Source organism: Microcoleus sp. PH2017_35_SFW_U_B (genome assembly GCF_020737865.1).
Classification (GTDB): Bacteria; Cyanobacteriota; Cyanobacteriia; order Cyanobacteriales; family Microcoleaceae; genus Microcoleus.
This window is the reverse complement of the sequence record NZ_JAEQDE010000033.1, coordinates 1-18,137: the sequence shown is the minus strand read 5'-3', so window position 1 is coordinate 18,137 and position 18,137 is coordinate 1. Positions and strand designations below refer to the sequence as shown.

The following is an 18,137-nucleotide window of genomic DNA, read 5'->3' as shown; positions in this document are numbered from 1 at the left end:
AGCATCTCCCAAACTATGAGATTAATTCTGCCTCACTCAGCAGAGCAAAATCGCGCGGATTGTTTAACACGAAACCGTCATTTTCTTTAATTAAATCACCAAAACAGGTGACAGGCGATCGGGCTTCATAAGCCTTGAGGGCCAACTGATAATCTGCTTCGGGCAATTCCAGATTAATTTTTCTCAGCTTCCCCACCACAAATCCTATTAAAGTAATTTGGTCTGGAGATTCTGCCCCATACACTTTATTAATCCATCCCGAGATTGCAACATTAGGTAAAACCGTGATTAAATCGCTGAGAATATCTAGCTGAGAACGATTTTCTATAACTTCTAGTGCTTTTAAGTTTCGACACATCACCTCTGCAAAATCATCAAAATCTTGGTGAGGTGAAACCAATACTTCCCCCTCCTGACTCACAGAATTTTTCTTAATCCAAATGAATCCCTCAAAAAATTGACGAGCTTTATGCCAGCCATTTATCTGTAAGTATTTCTCCAACACATTTGGCTCAATTGTTTTCAGAATGTGACTATCTCTTACAGTTACTTTCATGGCAAACTTCCCTCGCTAATGCGCTGTATCATTGACTTAAGAGCTTCTACTGTAAACTGATTGCTGCGGGGTAAAGAAACAGTCACATTTGCTATATTTTGTGTTTCTGTCTGTCCCCGCAATGACATCCAGTAGGCACAATTTCTCATACACAGTTCCGCTTCTGACTGCTGCAACCAGTCTTCTAGATTTTCTGGTACTAAAACTACAACTAAGATTCGAGGTACTAGGGCATTTCTTCTCAAATCATTGTAGTTTTTGACTTTGAGCGGATATCGGATGTAGTCGCCGTCTATCACGTCCCTTGAAGTACATTTTAATTGTAACTTCAACTCAGGAAAATAAACGCTTCCGTCACCGCTGGCAGCCGTGATTTGTAAGTCGATGCTGTCGAAGTCTAACTCTAACGGATCGATCGAGAAACCCGCAACTGCCGCCACAGCACGTACATAAGCTTTGCTGAAAAGTTCTTTCTGCTGGTTCAGTTCCATTCCAAAATAAACATCTTGCAAAAATAATATATTTTACAAGAGAGGTGTTCCACAAGTAATTATTGTAGGAGAGTTCTACCCGAGACGCGATCGATTCATATAATTTCTTATTCTTAGTCCGCGGAGGCGGACATTGTTTGTGTAGTAGCGGTTTCAACCGCCGAGTTTTATAAATAAGATGCAAAACAACCCGGTTCCTTCAAGAAACCGGGTTGTTTTACACTCAAACTGCGTGTTTGCGATACCAATCGATCGTATTTTTCAAGCCTTCTTTAAACTCCACCTCAGCCACAAAACCAAACCTTTCCTTAGCCCTTTGGGTATCCAAACAACGGCGCGGCTGACCATTCGGCTTGTCTGTTTCCCAAACAATTTCTCCCTCATATCCCATCAATTCGCAAATTGTTTCTACTAACTCGCGAATTTTAACTTCGCTATTTGTTCCCAAATTAACCGGGTCAGATTCATTGTAAGATTGAGCCGCCATCACAATCCCGCGCGCGGCATCTGTGGAATACAAAAACTCGCGGCTGGGGCTACCATCGCCCCAAACTGGTAGTGTTTTGTCTCCTCTTTCTTGGGCTTCGTGGACTTTGCGAATTAATGCTGGGATGACGTGGGAACTTTTCGGATCGAAGTTATCTTCTGGGCCGTACAAATTAACTGGTAGCAAGTAGATACCGTTGAATCCGTACTGCTGGCGGTAGGATTGTAGTTGCACTAATAAGGCTTTCTTTGCTATTCCGTAGGGTGCGTTGGTTACTTCGGGATAGCCGTTCCAGAGGTCGTCTTCTTTGAAAGGAACTGGAGTCAAGTTGGGATAGGCGCAAATTGTGCCGACGCAGACGAATTTTTCGACTCCTGCTTCGTAGGCTGCGTGGATTAGTTGCGCGCCCATCATCAAATTGTCGTAAAATAGTTCTGCCGGTTTGATGAGGTTTAAACCGATGCCACCGACGTGGGCTGCTAAGTGTATGATGATGTCTTGTTGGTTGGCGGCGCGCTTGCAGTTTTCCATGATGCGAAGATCGCAGTCGATCGATCGACTAACTGAAATTTTATCAGCATCCGCGCCTGCTTTGACTAATTGGTCGATTACCTGACGGCCGAGGAAACCGGCGCCGCCCGTGACTAGGATGCGTTTGTTGCTTAAATCCAAGCTTGTCATAATTTTATCCTCGGGATTTTCAATAAAGGTCGATCGACAATTTCCAGTCTAAATTTGTTACTTTAGCAAAAAAGCTTTCCGCTACAGCAGGCGCTAACAAGTCAGTTTTAGCTGTCCCAGATAGGGGAAAATTGCTCCGTTTGTATCTGAACGTGAGATTTATGGGTTTCCAGTCCTCAACGTTTTAATGTTTTTGTTGGCCCGCACAGCCGAAAATTTGGCGATCGGTTAAGCTGGTTGTTGGAATGCCCGCACTAATAGCTACAACAATCCTCTCATCACTTGTGAACTGTTTGTATGGGTAATGCCCCGATGCGCGAATCGGGTAACAGACGGGACACTACCCATACAAATTGTTAGCAGTCACCACACCCGGGAACGAATACAAGTCCCTGACAGGATTCGGGGAGTGTCAAAAATTTTAGACTAAGAGTTCCAACTTTCAGATTCATCTGTGGAGTAAGTCCAAAATCTAAAATCTAAAATCTAAAATCTAAAATCTAAAATCTAAAATCGACTGACGGTTTAGTTTTGTGGATCAATCAAATCCGTTGCCAGAACCTCGTTCTTGCTTTTTGAGCGATTTCATGTCAGCATCTACCATTAAATGCACTAACTGCTCAAATGTTACAGAAGGTTCCCAATTTAATTGCTGGCGCGCCTTAGTCGAATCACCAATCAACAGTTCGACTTCTGCCGGACGCAAGTAACGTTCGTCAAACTCCACATATTTTTGCCAATCTAAATTGACGTAAGTAAATGCCAAATCTAGAAATTCTTTAATGGAATGGGTTTCGTTAGTAGCAATTACGTAATCGTCAGGCTTCTCTTGTTGCAGCATCAGCCACATTGCCTGCACGTAGTCTTTAGCAAAGCCCCAGTCCCGCTTGGAATCGAGGTTGCCCAAATAAAGTTTTTTCTGCTGGCCTGCGACAATTCTGGCAACAGCCCGAGTAATTTTGCGAGTTACAAAAGTTTCGCCACGGCGCGGAGACTCATGATTGAACAAGATGCCGTTACAAGCAAAAAGTCCGTAGGATTCGCGATAATTTATTGTTTGCCAGTGACCGTAAACTTTGGCACAAGCGTAGGGACTTCTGGGATAAAAGGGAGTTGTTTCCTTCTGCGGAACTTCCTGCACCAAACCAAACATTTCAGAAGAACCTGCTTGATAAAACCGCACTTCTATGCCTGTGCGATTCTGGTAGTCCCGAATTGCTTCTAGTAGTCGCAATACCCCCATCCCTACGGCATCAACCGTATATTCCGGTGAGTCAAAACTGACTCTAACGTGAGATTGAGCGCCTAAGTTATAAACTTCTACAGGCTGAACTTGTTCCAATATTCGGCGGAGAGTAGTGCCGTCGGTCAAGTCGCCGTAGTGCAGAAACAACTTTGCATCCTCGCTGTGAGGATCGACATAGATATGGTCAATGCGATCGGTATTGAAACTAGAACTGCGCCGGATAATGCCGTGAACTTCGTATCCTTTCTCTAACAGTAATTCGCTCAAGTAGGACCCGTCTTGGCCTGTAATACCTGTTATTAGCGCTCGCTTGCGTTGCGTCATCTGATTTTCCTTTGACAGGCTGTGTTAATTCACTTCGGACTTTCAGGGTAGAGGCTGTTGTTGCCTGCCCGTCGTATGCTCAAGCTCTACCTTAACTCACAATTCTTCGATCGGCATCAAGGAAGTGTTTTGTTTGAGTAAAGAGTTTGCCGCTTGCTGTCAGTAGTCAGCCTCAGTGGTCAGTAACAAACAAAACTAACTACCGATGGCTGACTGCGGACAAAAAATTAATATGCGCCGTTATTTTTGGGGAAAATCACAACTCCAATTGTTTTGAAAACAATCCACATATCCATCCAAAGGTTTTTGTCATTGGCATAATAGAGGTCAATTTGGACTCTTCGGGGATACGGAATGTCGTTGCGACCGGACACTTGCCACAAACCTGTAATTCCAGGTCTGATGGTGAGAATTTTGTTGATGTGACGGCCGTATCTCGGCAGTTCTTCTTCAACTAAAGGTCTCGGCCCGACGACGCTCATATCTCCTTTTAATACATTCCAAAACTGGGGGAACTCGTCTAAACTGGTCATTCGTAAAAATCTTCCAATCCAGGTAATTCGAGGGTCTTGTTTAAGCTTGAAATTGTCCTCAAACTCTTGACGCAAATGCGGAGATTTTTCCATGATTTCCAGCAATATGTCGTCCGCATTTTCCACCATCGTTCTAAATTTAAGGCAATAAAACATTTTACGGTTTTTGCCTACTCGTTCCTGTACGTAAAAGATAGGCCCGGACGAGCTTAAGGCGATAGAGAGAGCCAAAAGCAGGTAAACCGGAGCAAACAGGATTAGAACCGATAAGGAAAAGAGAATGTCAAATAACCGCTTGAAAAATTCTCCGTCGAGTCTCTCTAGAGAACGACTTATGCGTCTATCTCCTTGCAGGACAGGCGCAAAACCGCGTCTTGCGATCGCTCGAATTACCTTGCCGGAGATTAGTTGGCTGTCGGCAGTCATCTTACTCCTTCACTTCACACCACACACAGTCACGATCATAAGGCCTCAAGACGCTTTGTTCTCTGAATTATGTTTCAAATACTCAATTTTCTTGCGGAAAGGGGCAGTTGACTGTTGTCAGTTGACTGTTGACGGTTGGCAGTTGGCGGTTGCACTCAGACATGATGGAGGAGACGGCAGTGCCGTGTCCCTACGGTGATTAATGTAGGGAGACGGCACTGCCGTCTCCTCATTTCGGGCAATGTTGATTCCGGTGCAACCGGAATTGATATCAAGTCTGAGTAAAATCACCGGATTGAAATTCCTGATAGGAGTGTTCCACAAAAGCTAGATAGCGCTGCTCAAAGACTTCCGGGGCAAACTGGGAGGCGCGCAAGCGTGCCATTTCTGGCCCAAATTTGCCTTGCAACTGCTCAAATTCTTCGACAGCTTCGACTATTGCTGCTGCGGTTTGGGAGGGGAAAAATAAGCCTGTCCCAGTCTCAGGGTGTTGGCGAATGTCGAGCACTGTCTCCAAAGCGCCGCCTGCTGCATAGGCAATTACTGGTGTCCCGCAAGCTTGAGCTTCTACTAAAGCGATGCCAAAATCTTCGCAAGCTGCATAGACAAAGGCTTTCGCTTCTGCCATGTACTTTTCCACTACGGAGGCGGGCTGCCAGCCGAGTAGTTGCACGTTGGGTTTGGCGATTTGCCGAATCATTTCTAATTCTGGCCCGGTGCCGATGACAATGAGAGTATGCCCGAGTTGATTGAATGCTTGGACGATCGCACTTACGTTTTTGTAGCTTACCAACCGGCACACTGTCACGTAAAAGTCTTGTTTTTGCCGCATCAAGGAAAATCTCTCGATATTTACCGGCGGATAAATCACCTCGGCGCGCCGTCGGTAGCACCGCCAAATTCGGCGTGCGGTGTGTTGGGAGTTGGCGATGAAATAATCGACGCGGTTGGCAGAAATTACATCCCACTGCCGCAGTCGGTGCAACAAATATCGCGTCAGCAAGCCCGGGATGCCCCGTCCGGCTTTGCTGCTGCGTAAATAGTCAAAAGTTAAGTCCCAAGCGTAGCGCATGGGCGTGTGGCAGTAGCAGACGTGCATTTGCCCTGGACTGCTGAGGATGCCTTTGGCGACGGCGTGGGAGGATGAGAGGATGATGTCGTATTCTCGCAGATCTAGTTGTTCGATCGCGATCGGCAGAAATGGCAAATATTTTTGCACGCCGCTGCGGGCCTTGGGGAAATTCTGCAAAAATGTCGTGCCAATCTGTCGCCCGAACAGATAGCTTTCGGGATTCGCCGATTCAAAGTCAATCAGGGCATAGATATCAGCGTCTATGTATTTGAGGATTTCGGCAACTACGAGTTCTGAACCGCCGGTAGCTAAGGGCGTCAACCATTCATGAACTAGGGCGTATTTGAGTTTTTTCACTTTATGTAGTCGATCGAACGATTTGTGAGCGCCAGTTCTGTCAATATTAGTCTTACCGAGGGATCGCTTACGCACCCTCAAGCCATCAACCGTGTTTCTACGCAGGCGACTCGATTGTAGATTTTAGATTTTAGATTTTAGATTTTAGATTTACTCCACGGATTAATCTGGGATTTTGAACAGAAGTCTAAAATTTTGGACTCGAAACTCACCAGCATCGGGTATTTGTAAGAATTTTTTTGGGTGCTTCAAACCAATATTTTTTGGGAGCAACGGGGTTTTTGTCAAATCGGAAATAGCAAAACCGCACTCTGCGGGAAATTTCCCGCCGATTGTTGACAAATAATACTATTAGGCGGAATACTGTAGGTGATTTGCGATCGCCAAAATGTGTGGAACGGGCGATCGAACTAACGTGGTGTGAGGAAAAAATGTCCAAATTTTTGTGGAAAGGACTCTTAACCAGTCCCGCTGTACTAGCAGCAAGTTTAGTCGTATCTTCAACTGCCCTAGCAGCAGAGCAACCTGTAGAAATTGCCGCAGCTCAAGCTAATCAATTGCAATTACCAAGTGCTGCAACCGAGGCAGCACAGCCTGAAATATCAGCAATAACGGCAGAACCAGCGTCAGTAGTTAACAACTTAACTGTTGAGACTATTGAAAATAACAATCTCGCAGCGAAGGTAGCCCCAGTTGCCGAACCAGCCGCATCACCGGAAAACAACGCAGTTGCAGCAGCAGACTTAACCGAAACCAAACCCGCAGTCGCGCCCGCCAACTTAAATGCCGAGCAACCTGTCGCAGAGCAAATCCCCGCAGTCGCGCCCGCCAACTCCAGCGAAAAACCCGCTGTACCAACTAATGTCAGCGCCGACAAAGCAGCCGCAAAACCCCAGCAGATTTCCCAATCAACTGCTCCAATTGCCCAGCCTCCAGCGCAGTCAAATGTTTTAGAACAAATCAACCAATACAGCGCAGAAGGCAGCAGCGAAGATGCAGTCGGCCAAGTAACCTCCGTTTCGCAACTTTCCGACGTGCGGCCCACCGATTGGGCATTCCAAGCTTTGCAATCCCTAGTAGAGCGCTACGGGTGCATTGCCGGCTATCCTGACGGCACCTATCGCGGCAACCGGGCGATGACTCGCTACGAGTTTGCAGCGGGTTTAAATGCCTGTTTGGATAAAGTCAACGAGCTGATTAAAGGCGGTACCAGGGGTTTAGCCACAAAAGAAGATTTGGCTGCTGTGCAAAAGCTGCAAGAAGAGTTTGCAGCGGAATTGGCAACTTTGCGCGGGCGCGTCGATGCCTTGGAAGCGCGCACCTCTGAATTAGAAGCAAATCAGTTTTCGACTACGACTAAACTCAACGGCGAAGTAATCTTTGCATTGACAGGTATCGCCCGGGGAGAAGATGCTGACGGCCGCGATGCCGATCGAAGCACGGCTTTTGGCAGCAGGGTTCGTCTCAATTTTGACACGAGTTTCACTGGTAAAGACTTGCTGAGAACTCGACTGCAAGTTTTGAATCTGGGTTCGTTTTCTACTAATAATACTAAAACTGCTGAAGGGGAATTGCGGTTTAACGCCGGGCCTTTTGGAACAGCTAGCAATACAGTCGGTTTAGATGCGCTGTTTTACCAATTTCCCCTCGGCAAAAGCACTACTGTAATTCTCGAAGCCAATGCCGGTGCCGCTGACGATTTTACTAACACTGTCAATCCTTACTTTGACGGAGATGGCGGTAGCGGTGCTCTTTCTAACTTCGGCACTCGCAACCCGATTTACTATTTGACTGCGGGTACTGGTATCGCTGTGCGGCAGCAATTGGGAGAAAAACTTGAGCTGAGTTTGGGATATTTGGCCGGCAACGCTGCAAGCCCGACGCAGGGTAACGGTTTGTTCAACGGTTCTTACGGCGCTTTGGCTCAGTTGACTTTCAAACCGACAAGCACTATGGCTTTAGGTTTAACTTACGTCAATTCCTACAACTTCGTCACTGGTACGGGCAGCAACGCTTCTAATTTTCCGGTACGTCTCGGTTCCTTCGGCATCGACAGCGACAATAATCTGCCAGTTTCTAGCAATTCCTACGGCGCCCAAGCTTCGTGGAGAGTGCGGCCTGGATTGGCAATTGGCGGTTGGGCTGGTTACACTAACCAGCGCATTTTATCTAACTTGGCTACTCCTACCGGTTCTGTGCAGCGCGGAGACCAAAAAATCTGGAACTGGGCTGTTACTGTGGCTTTTCCCGATTTGTTGAAAGAGGGAAATGTGGCGGGCTTTCTGGTAGGTATGGAGCCGCGAGTAACAAGTTCTACTAATCGGACTTTGCCGGAAGATAAGGATACTTCTCTTCACATTGAAGGGTTCTATCAGTTTAAGTTGAGCGACAATATTTCGATCACTCCGGGTGTGATTTGGCTGACTGCTCCTGACCACAATAAGAGTAATTCTGATTTGGTAATTGGGGTGGTGAGAACTACGTTTACTTTCTAGGCTCAGCCCTTTTGGTTTTTGGCTTTGGGATTTGGGATTTGGGATTGGCAGTTTTAATCTCAAATCTCAGGCCGCCAATTTCAAACTGGTTGAAAAACTCAGATTCTGTGGCACCCATGCTTTATTGAGAGTTGCTATAGATGGCAATGAACAATATTGGTTAAGATTGTAGACGGGCATTTCTTGCCAACACTCGCGACAAAACCAGTAAACTTGTTGCTGGCGAAAGTGACGGAGCATCGGATTCGAGCAGCAGGGACAGTCTGTATTCTGGTTAACTTGACCGAGGATTTTATTTGAGCTGCTTGCGTCGTCTATCATAATAACCTCTTTTTTAACTCAGATATATTTCACTGTTGTTGGAAAGTGCTGTAACCTGGCTTGAAACACCAACACCATGACTGTAAAAGTGAAAAGTAAAGATTTGGTAAAAAAAATAAGGTTGTTAAGGAATTGAGTTAACTTGAAATATTTCGCAACAATAAATAGTTAGACTTGTTAAAAAATGCAGGTTGAGGGAAGCTCCAAACTCTTATGCAGTAAGTCATTCCCTTTCTGTCAAGTATTGCTAAAACCTAATTAATTGTTGGGTGGAGTGAATGTCCGAGTTGTTTGTACTCAGCTCGCGCAGAGGTGCGTCGCTATGAATTTGTTGATTTTTTGGCGAGGGATTTTGAGTGGCGGCACACCCTACGGCTAGTAAAAAATGAGAATTAAATAACTTACAATTTTTATTAGAAATCAAATTTTGGGACGGGCTAGAAGCCCATCCCACAAGAAAAAAGATTTTTGTGGGATGGGCTTCTAGCCCGTCCTAACTATTTTTGCAAGAAGTCTATTGTTCTTGTGGGATGGGCGTCCCGCCCGTCCCACAAATATGTGTAAATTCTTTCGCGATCCTCAGACTGAGGGATGTGAGATTTTAGTGTAAGTCCCAGCCTAAGGCCTGAGCAATCTGAACGGACAGCATAGCTGGATCGAGGGGATTTACAATCACTGCTGCTATTTTATCTTGTGGGAACAAGCTCTGTTGTAGATCGACCCATTTCGCTTTGAGAGTTAGCAGTACAACCGGAATTCCTTGGGTTGTGGGCAGTGTTTTTAGTTGTTTGAGAAATAGGAATTCATCTATGGCGCCAGTGGAAATATCCAAAATTATGCTATCGGGCTGATAGAGTATTGCTTGTCGCAAGCCTTCCAGGGTTGAATTGGCAACTCGCACGTTCCAACCTCCTAAGTCGGTTAAACAAGCTTTTACTACTTCCTGCATATTTGGTTCTTTGTAAATCAGTAAAATTGTTTTGGTGGTCATAGCAACCACTTCCAAAGCCTTCATTTGATTTTGATATTCGAGATACTGCGTGACATCATTGAATAACTGAAAAAGCATTCATGTAGTCTCCTCTTATGCTAAGAGCTTTTAGCTGTATCCCGGAAGCCTAGATAACCACGGTAAGGAATTGGTAAAGATTTTACTATCGTTACAAAACTTGACAAATAATCTTAAACTTCTTCATCCCACCCCAAAATCTCTGCCACTTCTACTGTCAGGTTGGTGGGTTGGATTGGTTTGGCAATTACGCCTGTGACGCCCATTTCGGCAAATTTTGCCCGATCGCTCGGCAGGACTTTTGCTGTCAGCAGAATCACCGGAATCGATCGCGTCTTGGGATCGGATTGAAGGCGATCGTACACAGCAAATCCATCCATTCCCGGCATAGATACATCGAGCAAAATGGCTGATGGTTGTTGTGTTTGGACTATTTGTAAACACTCTTCTCCCGATGCTGCTACCAGCGTTTCCCATCCGCCTAGATCTTCTAAACACGCTTGCACCAATTCTCGGAGGTGTTCTTGATCGTCAACTACTAAAATTAATCTGTCAGTCATGGGATTTGAGATTTTAGATTTGGGATTTTAGATTTTAGAGAGTCCTGGGCGTTAGGTACGTAGTTGCGCTTCAGCGCTCTAAATTATGAAAGAGCGCTGAAGCGCAACAACATACCTTTATTGAAGGTGACAGTTATTCGATCGCAGGTAAGGGCAATGTAAAGAAAAATGTGCTGCCTTCACCTAAAATACTTTCTGCCCAGATTTTTCCACCGTGCTGCTCAATAATACTGCGACAGATGGGCAATCCTAACCCGGTTCCTCCTTTTTCGCGGGAATCTGAGGCATCGACTTGTTGAAATCGCCCAAAAACGAGTTCTAATTTATCGGCTGGAATGCCCCGCCCGCGATCGCGAACTTGGAACAGCACGCAGTCTGTTTGGTTTTCCGCACTCAGGTAAATGGTGGCACCGACAGGCGAAAATTTAAGAGCATTACTAAGTAAATTTGTCAAGGTTTGGAGGATGGCATCTGCTGCGGCCCAGACTTCTGCATCGGTGGGGATAATAATTAATGAAATCTGGTGTTGATTGGCGATCGCCTGGAGGGCATCTACTACTTGCTGCATCAAATCTGCGGCTTTGCAAAGGGTTTTATCGAGAAATGCTCGCCCGGACTCCAGCCGTTCCAAATCTAAAATATCATTCACCAGGTTTACCAAACGATTGGTATCAAGTAGGGCAATTTCGATCATGCGCCGGGACTTTTCGGGTTTTTTATCGTAAATTCCAGTTTTTAATAGTCCTAAGGACATTTGAATTGCTGTCAGAGGAGTACGCAGTTCGTGGCTGACAATGCCGATGAATTCATCCTTAATTTGTTCGATTTTGTTGCGTTCGGTGATATCTTCGCCAATGCTGATACTGCCGATCGCGGTTCCATCTGAATCTTGCAGCGTTGTATTGTTCCAAGCAATGAATCGTTCTTCGCCGGATTTGGTCAAGATGACATTTCGATAATAGGGATGAGCATTGTGAGTCAAGAGTTGCAAGAAGTCGGCTTCAGTTGATTTTATACTAGAACTAGGCAAAAAGTTTTCAAACCAATTTTTGCCTAAAACTTCTTCGTGAGTATACCCTGTGAGACCGACAAAAAATGGATTGACATAGTTGATATTTCCCGACGCATCGAGTCCGACAACAATCAACTGCACATTCTCCAAAAGCGATCGCCAACGACGTTCGGCTTCTCGGATGACGGCGGTGGCTTGCTGGCGTTCTTGCAATTCGAGTTCAAGTTGGGTGTAGAGTTGGGATTGCTGAATGGCGATCGCCAATTGGCTGCTAATCTGTTCGAGTAATTCAATTTCCCAAGATTGCCAATTGCGAGGTGCAGTATTTTGGTAGATGATTAACAATCCCCAGAGGAATTCTCCCGAAAATATGGGAACTGCCAAATATGCTTTGGCTTGAAATTGTTGCAAGAGTTGGATGTGACAGGGATGAAGTCCAGCTTCGTCAATATCGGCGATCGCAAAGGTTTCGTGATTGCGGAAGCGACCTCCTTTAGTTTCTTGCAGGTAGACATCTTCACAAGCTTTTTGAATATTGCATTCCACCAGTTTTACCCACTGCGGATCGACTGACTCAACCACAAAATCTCCACTCCAATCGGGAGTGAAACGATAAATCGCAGCGCGATCGACTTGTAATGTTTGCTTGACTTCTGTGACGGTAGTATTCAGAATGTCCTTGAGGTCTAAAGATTGGCGAATCGCTTGAGTAATAGTCCAGAGCAAACTTTCTTGTCGGGATTTCTGTTCTAGAGCTAATCGGCGCTGTTCTTCGCTCTCTCGCAAGGCTAATTCAGCTTGTTCTCGCTCTCTTTGGCTCTGTTTGCGATCGCTGATATCAAACAATGTTGAGCGGGTCATCATAAAGTTGCCTGCTGCATCTTCTATCGCGGTAGCATTCAGGTTAAACCAACGGCTTGAGCCGTCTTTAGTGGACATCTCGAACTCCAGGTTTTCGACCCAGCCTTGTTGTTTTAACTTGGGAAAGTTTTCATAAAAAACTTGTTTGCCATCTGGTGATAGCAGATCCAAAAACTTAATTTTATACAGCAGTTCATCCCGGGTATAGCCTAACCACTTTAGTTCTGTATCATTAATCCGAACCATTGTCCCCTCGGCATCCAGGGAGTGATAGCCACAGGGAGCATTATTGTAGAGGTCTTCTACTTCATGGATATATTGCTGCAAGACTAATTCTGCTGCTTTTCGCTGGGTAACATCACTGTTAATTTCTAGGATTTTAATTGGTCTACCTGCATCATCTTTTTGCACAACCCAACGGCTAGATACAGTAATTTGGCGATCGTCCCTAGTGTAATGAATTAGTTCTCCTTCCCAGTAACCTGTTTCAAACAGTTCTGCTTGAATTTCTGCCAATGGCTGCGGAAATTGCGTTTTGAACAAACTGTGCGATTCTTGTCCGAAGGCCTCGGCTTTTGTCCAGCCATACATCAACTCGGCTCCCTGATTCCAAAAGGTGATGACTGAGTTTAAATCCCAGGTGATAATACTATCGTGGGCGAGATCGAGCAGTTGTGCTTGTTCTGTGAGGAGTTGATAGGCGTGGTCTTTTTCGAGTAAGGTAACTAACAGACGATCGTTGACTTCGGTGAGTTGGGCTGTTCTTTCTGTTACCCGTTTTTCGAGTTCGGTATTGATTTGTTGGAGGGCAATTTGTGCTTGTTTGCGATCGGTAATATCTTCAGTGAAGAGAATGATGCCACCAACATCGCCATTGCTGCGATACCAGGGGTGAATTTCCCACCGCAACCATTGCAGGGAGCCATCTGAGTGTACAAACCGATCTTCATCGCATTTTTCAATGAAACCTGCGAAACCGCGCTGGTGGAATTGCTTCCACTCCTCTGGAATATTCGGAAAAAGCTCGTAGTGCGATCGCCCAATTATCGATCCTAGGTCATTGAGCAGATATTCATCAACCCATCGCTGGCTGGCGGCTAGGTAACACATGGAGCGATCGAACATCACAATACTGGCGGGAGCATATTTGATGAACAATTGCAGTTTTTCCTGAGTCTCCTCTAATGTTAGTTCTGCTTGTTTGCGATCGGTAATATTGTCAGAAAAGACAATGATGCCACCAACATCTCCATTGCTGCGATACCAGGGGTGAACTTCCCACCGGAACCATTGCTGCGATCCATCTGGATAGATTAATTTATCTTCTTCGCATTTCTGAACAAGCCCTGCAAAACCGCGCTGGTGGCTTTGTTTCAAATGAAGAGGCAGATCGGGAAAAAGCTCGTAGTGCGATCGCCCAATTATCGATTCTAGGTCATCGATCTCAAATTCATCAACCCATCGCTGGCTGGCGGCTAGGTAACACATAGAGCGATCGAACATCACAATACTGGCGGGAGCATATTTGATGAACAATTGCAGTTTTTCCTGAGTCTCCTCTAATGTTAGTTCTGCTTGTTTGCGCTCTCTAAGTTCGGTTTGTAGCTGTTCCAATAAATCAGCTTGTTGGATGGCAATACTAGCTTGTGCAGACAACTGTCGCAGCAATTCTATTTCTGAAGCTTGCCATTCTCGCGGCGCAACGCAGTGATGAGCAATTAGCAAACCCCAAAGATTTTCACCTTGGAGAATCGGCACGACTAAATTTGCCCTGACTTGGAGATTTGTCAGAAATTCTAGGTGACAGGGAGCAATTTGTGCCCTATAAATATCTGATTTAGCGGTGACTAAGCCTTGTCTGAAGCGTTCAAAATAGCTTTCACTAAGGCAAGGATCGTGTATCTGAGTGGATAGGATTGGTCTCGCTTCTGAACCAACTGACTCTACCACAACCCTGCCGCTCAAGTCTGGGGCTAATTGAAAGATAATTACGCGATCGCAGAGCAGAATATTTCTAATTTCTGTTACCGTGGTGTTGAGAATATCTTCTAATTTCAGGGAATCGCGGATAGCAAGTGCTGTTTTAGCCAGGATTTGCTGTTGCTGTCGCTGCCATTCCCGTTCTCTCATCAGTTGGCTGTGTCGCAGAACATAGCTAATGGAACGCTGCAAAACTTCTGGGGTAATCTGGCTTTTTTGTAAATAATCCTGAGCGCCGCTTTTGAGTAAATCAACGGCCATTTGTAGATTTCCCTGCCCTGTAAGCACGATCGCAGGAAGCGTATTTCGCCCAGTCTGTTGCAGCAGTTCCTCCAACAACTCTAACCCATCTATATCGGGTAAATAGTAATCTAGTAGCAAAATATCTGGGATCTGGTGCTGGCACCATTGCAGCGCATCTTCACCGTTATCAAATTCGACAATATTGTAGGTGCGATCGCTATCTTGCAACAAAAATCGGCGGTAGGTAGCGCGATCGACTTCTGAGTCGTCTACGAACAGAATCGTGTATTGGCCAGTTGCTTCAGGGCGGGTGGCCAAACCCAGAGAGTCCGGGAGGGTTAAGGTTGGCACTGCCGATGCTGTCGGTGGTAGCCCAGTTGCGGATTGCGATCGTCGGGCCTGCTGGAGAGCCGCCACTTCTGAGCGCAACAACTCTAATTCAGCAATCAGTTTGTCTTTAGTTTTGTCGATGTCTTCCATACTATTTAATGTTTTTGAAAGTGGTGATAAATAAAATCAGATTATGATAATTTTGGTAAAATTGAAAATTCAAACCAATATCGAAATAAAGTGTGTATCGTCTCGGTCAAAGTAGAGATCCCCATTTGTTTCAAAATATAACCATTCGCCCCTTGTTTGTAGCATCTAGGTAAGTCTAGTTCATTCAGTTGACAGTTGACTGTTGACAGCAACCTCTTCCGGTCAGTCCGAGGATTGGAGTAATGAATGCTCTTCTTTTAATTTATACGCCAAACCCAGAGGCTTTCAAGCAATTATTTCTGGTGAATTGTCAACACTCGTTTACCCTACTAATAATGTTGCATGATTTTTTCATTTTGGTATTACTGAGAAAGTCGAAAAATGTTAGAATGAATGGTTTTAGTAAGTTTAAGTATTTCGTGGCTTCAGGTTCGGAGCGGTGCGTTTGATGCGGCTGAGTACCCGTGTCACGAGTTCTGGCCCTAGAACTGGTTTGGTAATGAAGTCATCGGCTCCGGCTACAAAGGCTTGGCTGAGGGAATCTGCATCGGTGTGAGCAGTTACAACTAAGATTGGCAAATCTCCCCACTGCGTATCCTGCCGCACCACCTGGCACAACTCTAGCCCGCTAATTTGTGGCATCTCCAAATCGAGTATGACTAAGTTGGGCGAAGTTGTAACCAGCACCTCCCAAAATCCTTGAGGATCGGTTAATTTTATCACGTGCAAACCCCAAGGTATTAGCAGTGCAGATAAGTGAGCTAAAATAGCAGGATCGTCGTCAACAATTAATACTTTGGCTTGCGGGGCTTTAGTTTTGGTTAAGATACGGGATATGGCTTGAAAAATTTGGTCGGTGGTGGCAGGTTTGTGTAAAAATTGTTTGGCACCTAGGCGAGATACTGCTAGCCGATCGCCCAAACTGTCGCGCCCTGTAAATACAATTACGGGCAGGTTGGGCGATCGCTCGTTGAGTTCTCGCAGCAGCGTCAATCCATCTTCTTCTGTGTCGGGAAAGCTTAAATCTATTAAAATCAGATCGGGCATTGACATAGCCAAGCGCGATCGGGCAGCAGCGACATTCGGAGCAATTTTCATCCGAATTTTCCAAGTTTCGGATTCTGCTTTTAAGGATTCCGTCAAAGCAGTATCATCGTCAACTACTAGCACTCGATGACATACCGCGGTAGGCACTGGTGAATTGGTTGACGTAACTGTTGGTTTGGCTAATTCCTGCTCTAATCCTGTCACTACTTCCGAAAATCGTGTGATTTCTTCAGCAGTGAAAGGGCGAAGAACACCACAGGCGTTGACTGGGCTAACGGAGATTAGTAAATGCTCTGCCGATCGCGCTAATTTCGATCCTTCTGGATACCCAAAGGATGCCATAGAGCCTGCTAATTTATGCGCTTCATGCTTGGCCGCTCGATATAATTCGAGTTCCAAATTTCCGGCAATCATAGCGGTTTTTGCTTCCGACAAGACGGCAATTTGTTGCTGAAATACTCCTCGAAACCGCTCTAGCACTTTGTCAATCGCAGACGGATCTCCAGCGCGAGATTTCTGTTTGTTGGTGCTGTTGGTGCTAGAATTGTTTGAAAGCAGCGGTGCGGATTGGGGACTTCGCTTGAGTCGATAGCCCATGCCATAAACTGTTTCGATCATTTCTTCAGTCAAGCCGCCTGCTTTGAGTTTTTTTCGGATATCCTTAATATGAGTGTTTATGGCGCGATCGGTTGGTACATCGTCAAATCCCCACAGGCGATCGAGAATGGCGCTGCGGCTGAAGATGCGATCGGGATTTCGCATAAACAATTCCAGCAGGTTGTATTCTTTGGCTGTCAGTGAAATAAGTTGTTCGCCAAAGGTTACTCGCCCTGAATCCATGTCTAAACAAAGATTTCCCCAAGTCAATGTAGTGGATGAGTCTTTAGCAAAACTCCCAGGAGAAACTGCTTTAGAGCGCCGCAATAATGTGCGGATTCTTGCTAGCAATACTTCCGTACCGCAAGGCTTGTTGATGTAATCATCGGCTCCGGCGTCGAACCCTGCTACCACATCGGCATCTGAATCGTTTGCTGTCAGTAACAGGATCGGTTTGCGGTAGTTTTGCGATCGCAGTTGCCGGCACAGACTAATCCCATCTAGTTTTGGAACCTGCACGTCGAGCAAAATCAGGTCATACTCAATCAATGTTGCCAAGTCTAAGCCCGCTTGTCCGTCGCTGGCGCGATCGATCGTGTAGTCATTTGCTTCCAACACCTTTGCCAGTGTCGCACTCAGTAATGTATCATCTTCTACTAGCAGAATTCTGATCGGAGACTTGTTCATTGTGGTTGTAGGGTGCAATTCCGATGCGCTCAAGGCTGGTGGTGTAAGGCATTGGTCTTTCTTCTCATTCGATCGTAGGTTTGAATTTTAGAATATTCGGGCGATCGGACTTATTGATAATTTATTCATGCTAAGGGAGAATTAGTTGTGGGTCAGATTAATTTTAATTGATTGTATTAAAAAAAATTGCCTTTTTTTTTTAGGGTTCACACCTTGACTGCGAGCATTCAATCAAGTATAATTAAATAATGGAAATATTGGCAGAATTAAATTTTAAGTCACCACTTCCATTATCTAAAATATACCCCGGAAGTCGAGCAAAGTCAATAGGTAATAGTTCTTTTTTAGGGCGAATTTTTCAGAAGAAGCGATCGATCGCACTAACTAATTGTAGTTTAGACTTATTGTATAAATTTTTGAGTAATACGAAAACCGCAGATTTAAAGCAGATTGACGCAGATTAACGCAGATGAATTTCTAGATAGTCTGGGAATCAGTGCAAGAGGAAAAACGATCGTAAATTACAGAAAATTTGTACAATCAGAGGTGAGACGAGCAATTGCATTCATTCACTAGACCTCTTGCAAAAAAAATCTATGCTATAATAAAAGATTTTCAATTTAATCCCCCTAGAGCTAACTCATAATTATAAATTGCTGATAACAAATTACA

General features: G+C 45.2%; 12 protein-coding genes. 1 reads left to right on the top strand and 11 read right to left on the bottom strand.

Features of this window, described 5'->3' with window-relative positions; genetic code table 11:
* Positions 1-13: 13 nt before the first annotated feature.
* From JGK36_RS08050 to JGK36_RS08025, 6 genes are all read right to left on the bottom strand, one after another.
* The gene (locus JGK36_RS08050; protein WP_293196670.1) at positions 14-556 is read right to left on the bottom strand and encodes a hypothetical protein; all 543 of its coding nucleotides are present in this window, start codon (positions 554-556) and stop codon (positions 14-16) included.
* Complete coding sequence (locus JGK36_RS08045; RefSeq protein WP_293196669.1) at positions 553-1,047, bottom strand: DUF4365 domain-containing protein; 495 nt, start codon at positions 1,045-1,047, stop codon at positions 553-555. The genes JGK36_RS08050 and JGK36_RS08045 overlap by 4 nt, the downstream gene beginning before the upstream one ends.
* A 223-nt stretch (positions 1,048-1,270) precedes the next feature.
* Entirely contained in the window at positions 1,271-2,215 is a 945-nt protein-coding gene (locus tag JGK36_RS08040) for a GDP-L-fucose synthase (protein WP_293196668.1), read from the bottom strand.
* Positions 2,216-2,753: 538 nt separating this feature from the next.
* Positions 2,754-3,785, bottom strand: a complete 1,032-nt coding sequence (gmd, locus tag JGK36_RS08035) for a GDP-mannose 4,6-dehydratase (RefSeq protein ID WP_293177972.1) — start codon at positions 3,783-3,785, stop codon at positions 2,754-2,756.
* A 227-nt stretch (positions 3,786-4,012) separates the two neighbouring features.
* Complete coding sequence (locus JGK36_RS08030) at positions 4,013-4,744, bottom strand: sugar transferase (RefSeq protein ID WP_293177969.1); 732 nt, start codon at positions 4,742-4,744, stop codon at positions 4,013-4,015.
* Positions 4,745-5,015: 271 nt separating this feature from the next.
* Positions 5,016-6,173, bottom strand: coding sequence for a glycosyltransferase (locus tag JGK36_RS08025; RefSeq protein WP_293196716.1), 1,158 nt, complete (start codon positions 6,171-6,173; stop codon positions 5,016-5,018).
* Between the two features lie 335 nt (positions 6,174-6,508).
* Here JGK36_RS08025 and JGK36_RS08020 point away from each other — a divergent pair, with 335 nt between their 5' ends.
* A complete protein-coding gene (locus JGK36_RS08020) occupies positions 6,509-8,668 on the top strand; it encodes an iron uptake porin (protein ID WP_366516544.1) in 2,160 nt (719 codons plus the stop codon).
* A gap of 66 nt (positions 8,669-8,734) precedes the next feature.
* On the opposite strand, the gene JGK36_RS08015 is transcribed toward JGK36_RS08020, so the two are convergent.
* The 5 genes from JGK36_RS08015 to JGK36_RS07995 all read right to left on the bottom strand — a co-directional run bounded on the left by JGK36_RS08015 (position 8,735) and on the right by JGK36_RS07995 (position 17,465).
* A complete protein-coding gene (locus tag JGK36_RS08015) occupies positions 8,735-8,989 on the bottom strand; it encodes a hypothetical protein (RefSeq protein ID WP_293193123.1) in 255 nt (84 codons plus the stop codon).
* A gap of 601 nt (positions 8,990-9,590) precedes the next feature.
* Positions 9,591-10,058 carry a response regulator gene (locus JGK36_RS08010; protein ID WP_293196667.1) on the bottom strand — a complete coding sequence of 156 codons (468 nt, stop codon included), beginning with the start codon at positions 10,056-10,058 and terminating at the stop codon, positions 9,591-9,593.
* A gap of 113 nt (positions 10,059-10,171) precedes the next feature.
* The gene (locus JGK36_RS08005; RefSeq protein ID WP_293196666.1) at positions 10,172-10,558 is read right to left on the bottom strand and encodes a response regulator; all 387 of its coding nucleotides are present in this window, start codon (positions 10,556-10,558) and stop codon (positions 10,172-10,174) included.
* 133 nt (positions 10,559-10,691) lie between these two features.
* Entirely contained in the window at positions 10,692-15,134 is a 4,443-nt protein-coding gene (locus tag JGK36_RS08000; protein ID WP_293196665.1) for a PAS domain S-box protein, read from the bottom strand.
* Positions 15,135-15,542: 408 nt separating this feature from the next.
* On the bottom strand, positions 15,543-17,465 hold the full coding sequence (locus JGK36_RS07995) for a response regulator (protein ID WP_293193126.1): 1,923 nt from the start codon (positions 17,463-17,465) through the stop codon (positions 15,543-15,545).
* Positions 17,466-18,137 lie beyond the last annotated feature (672 nt).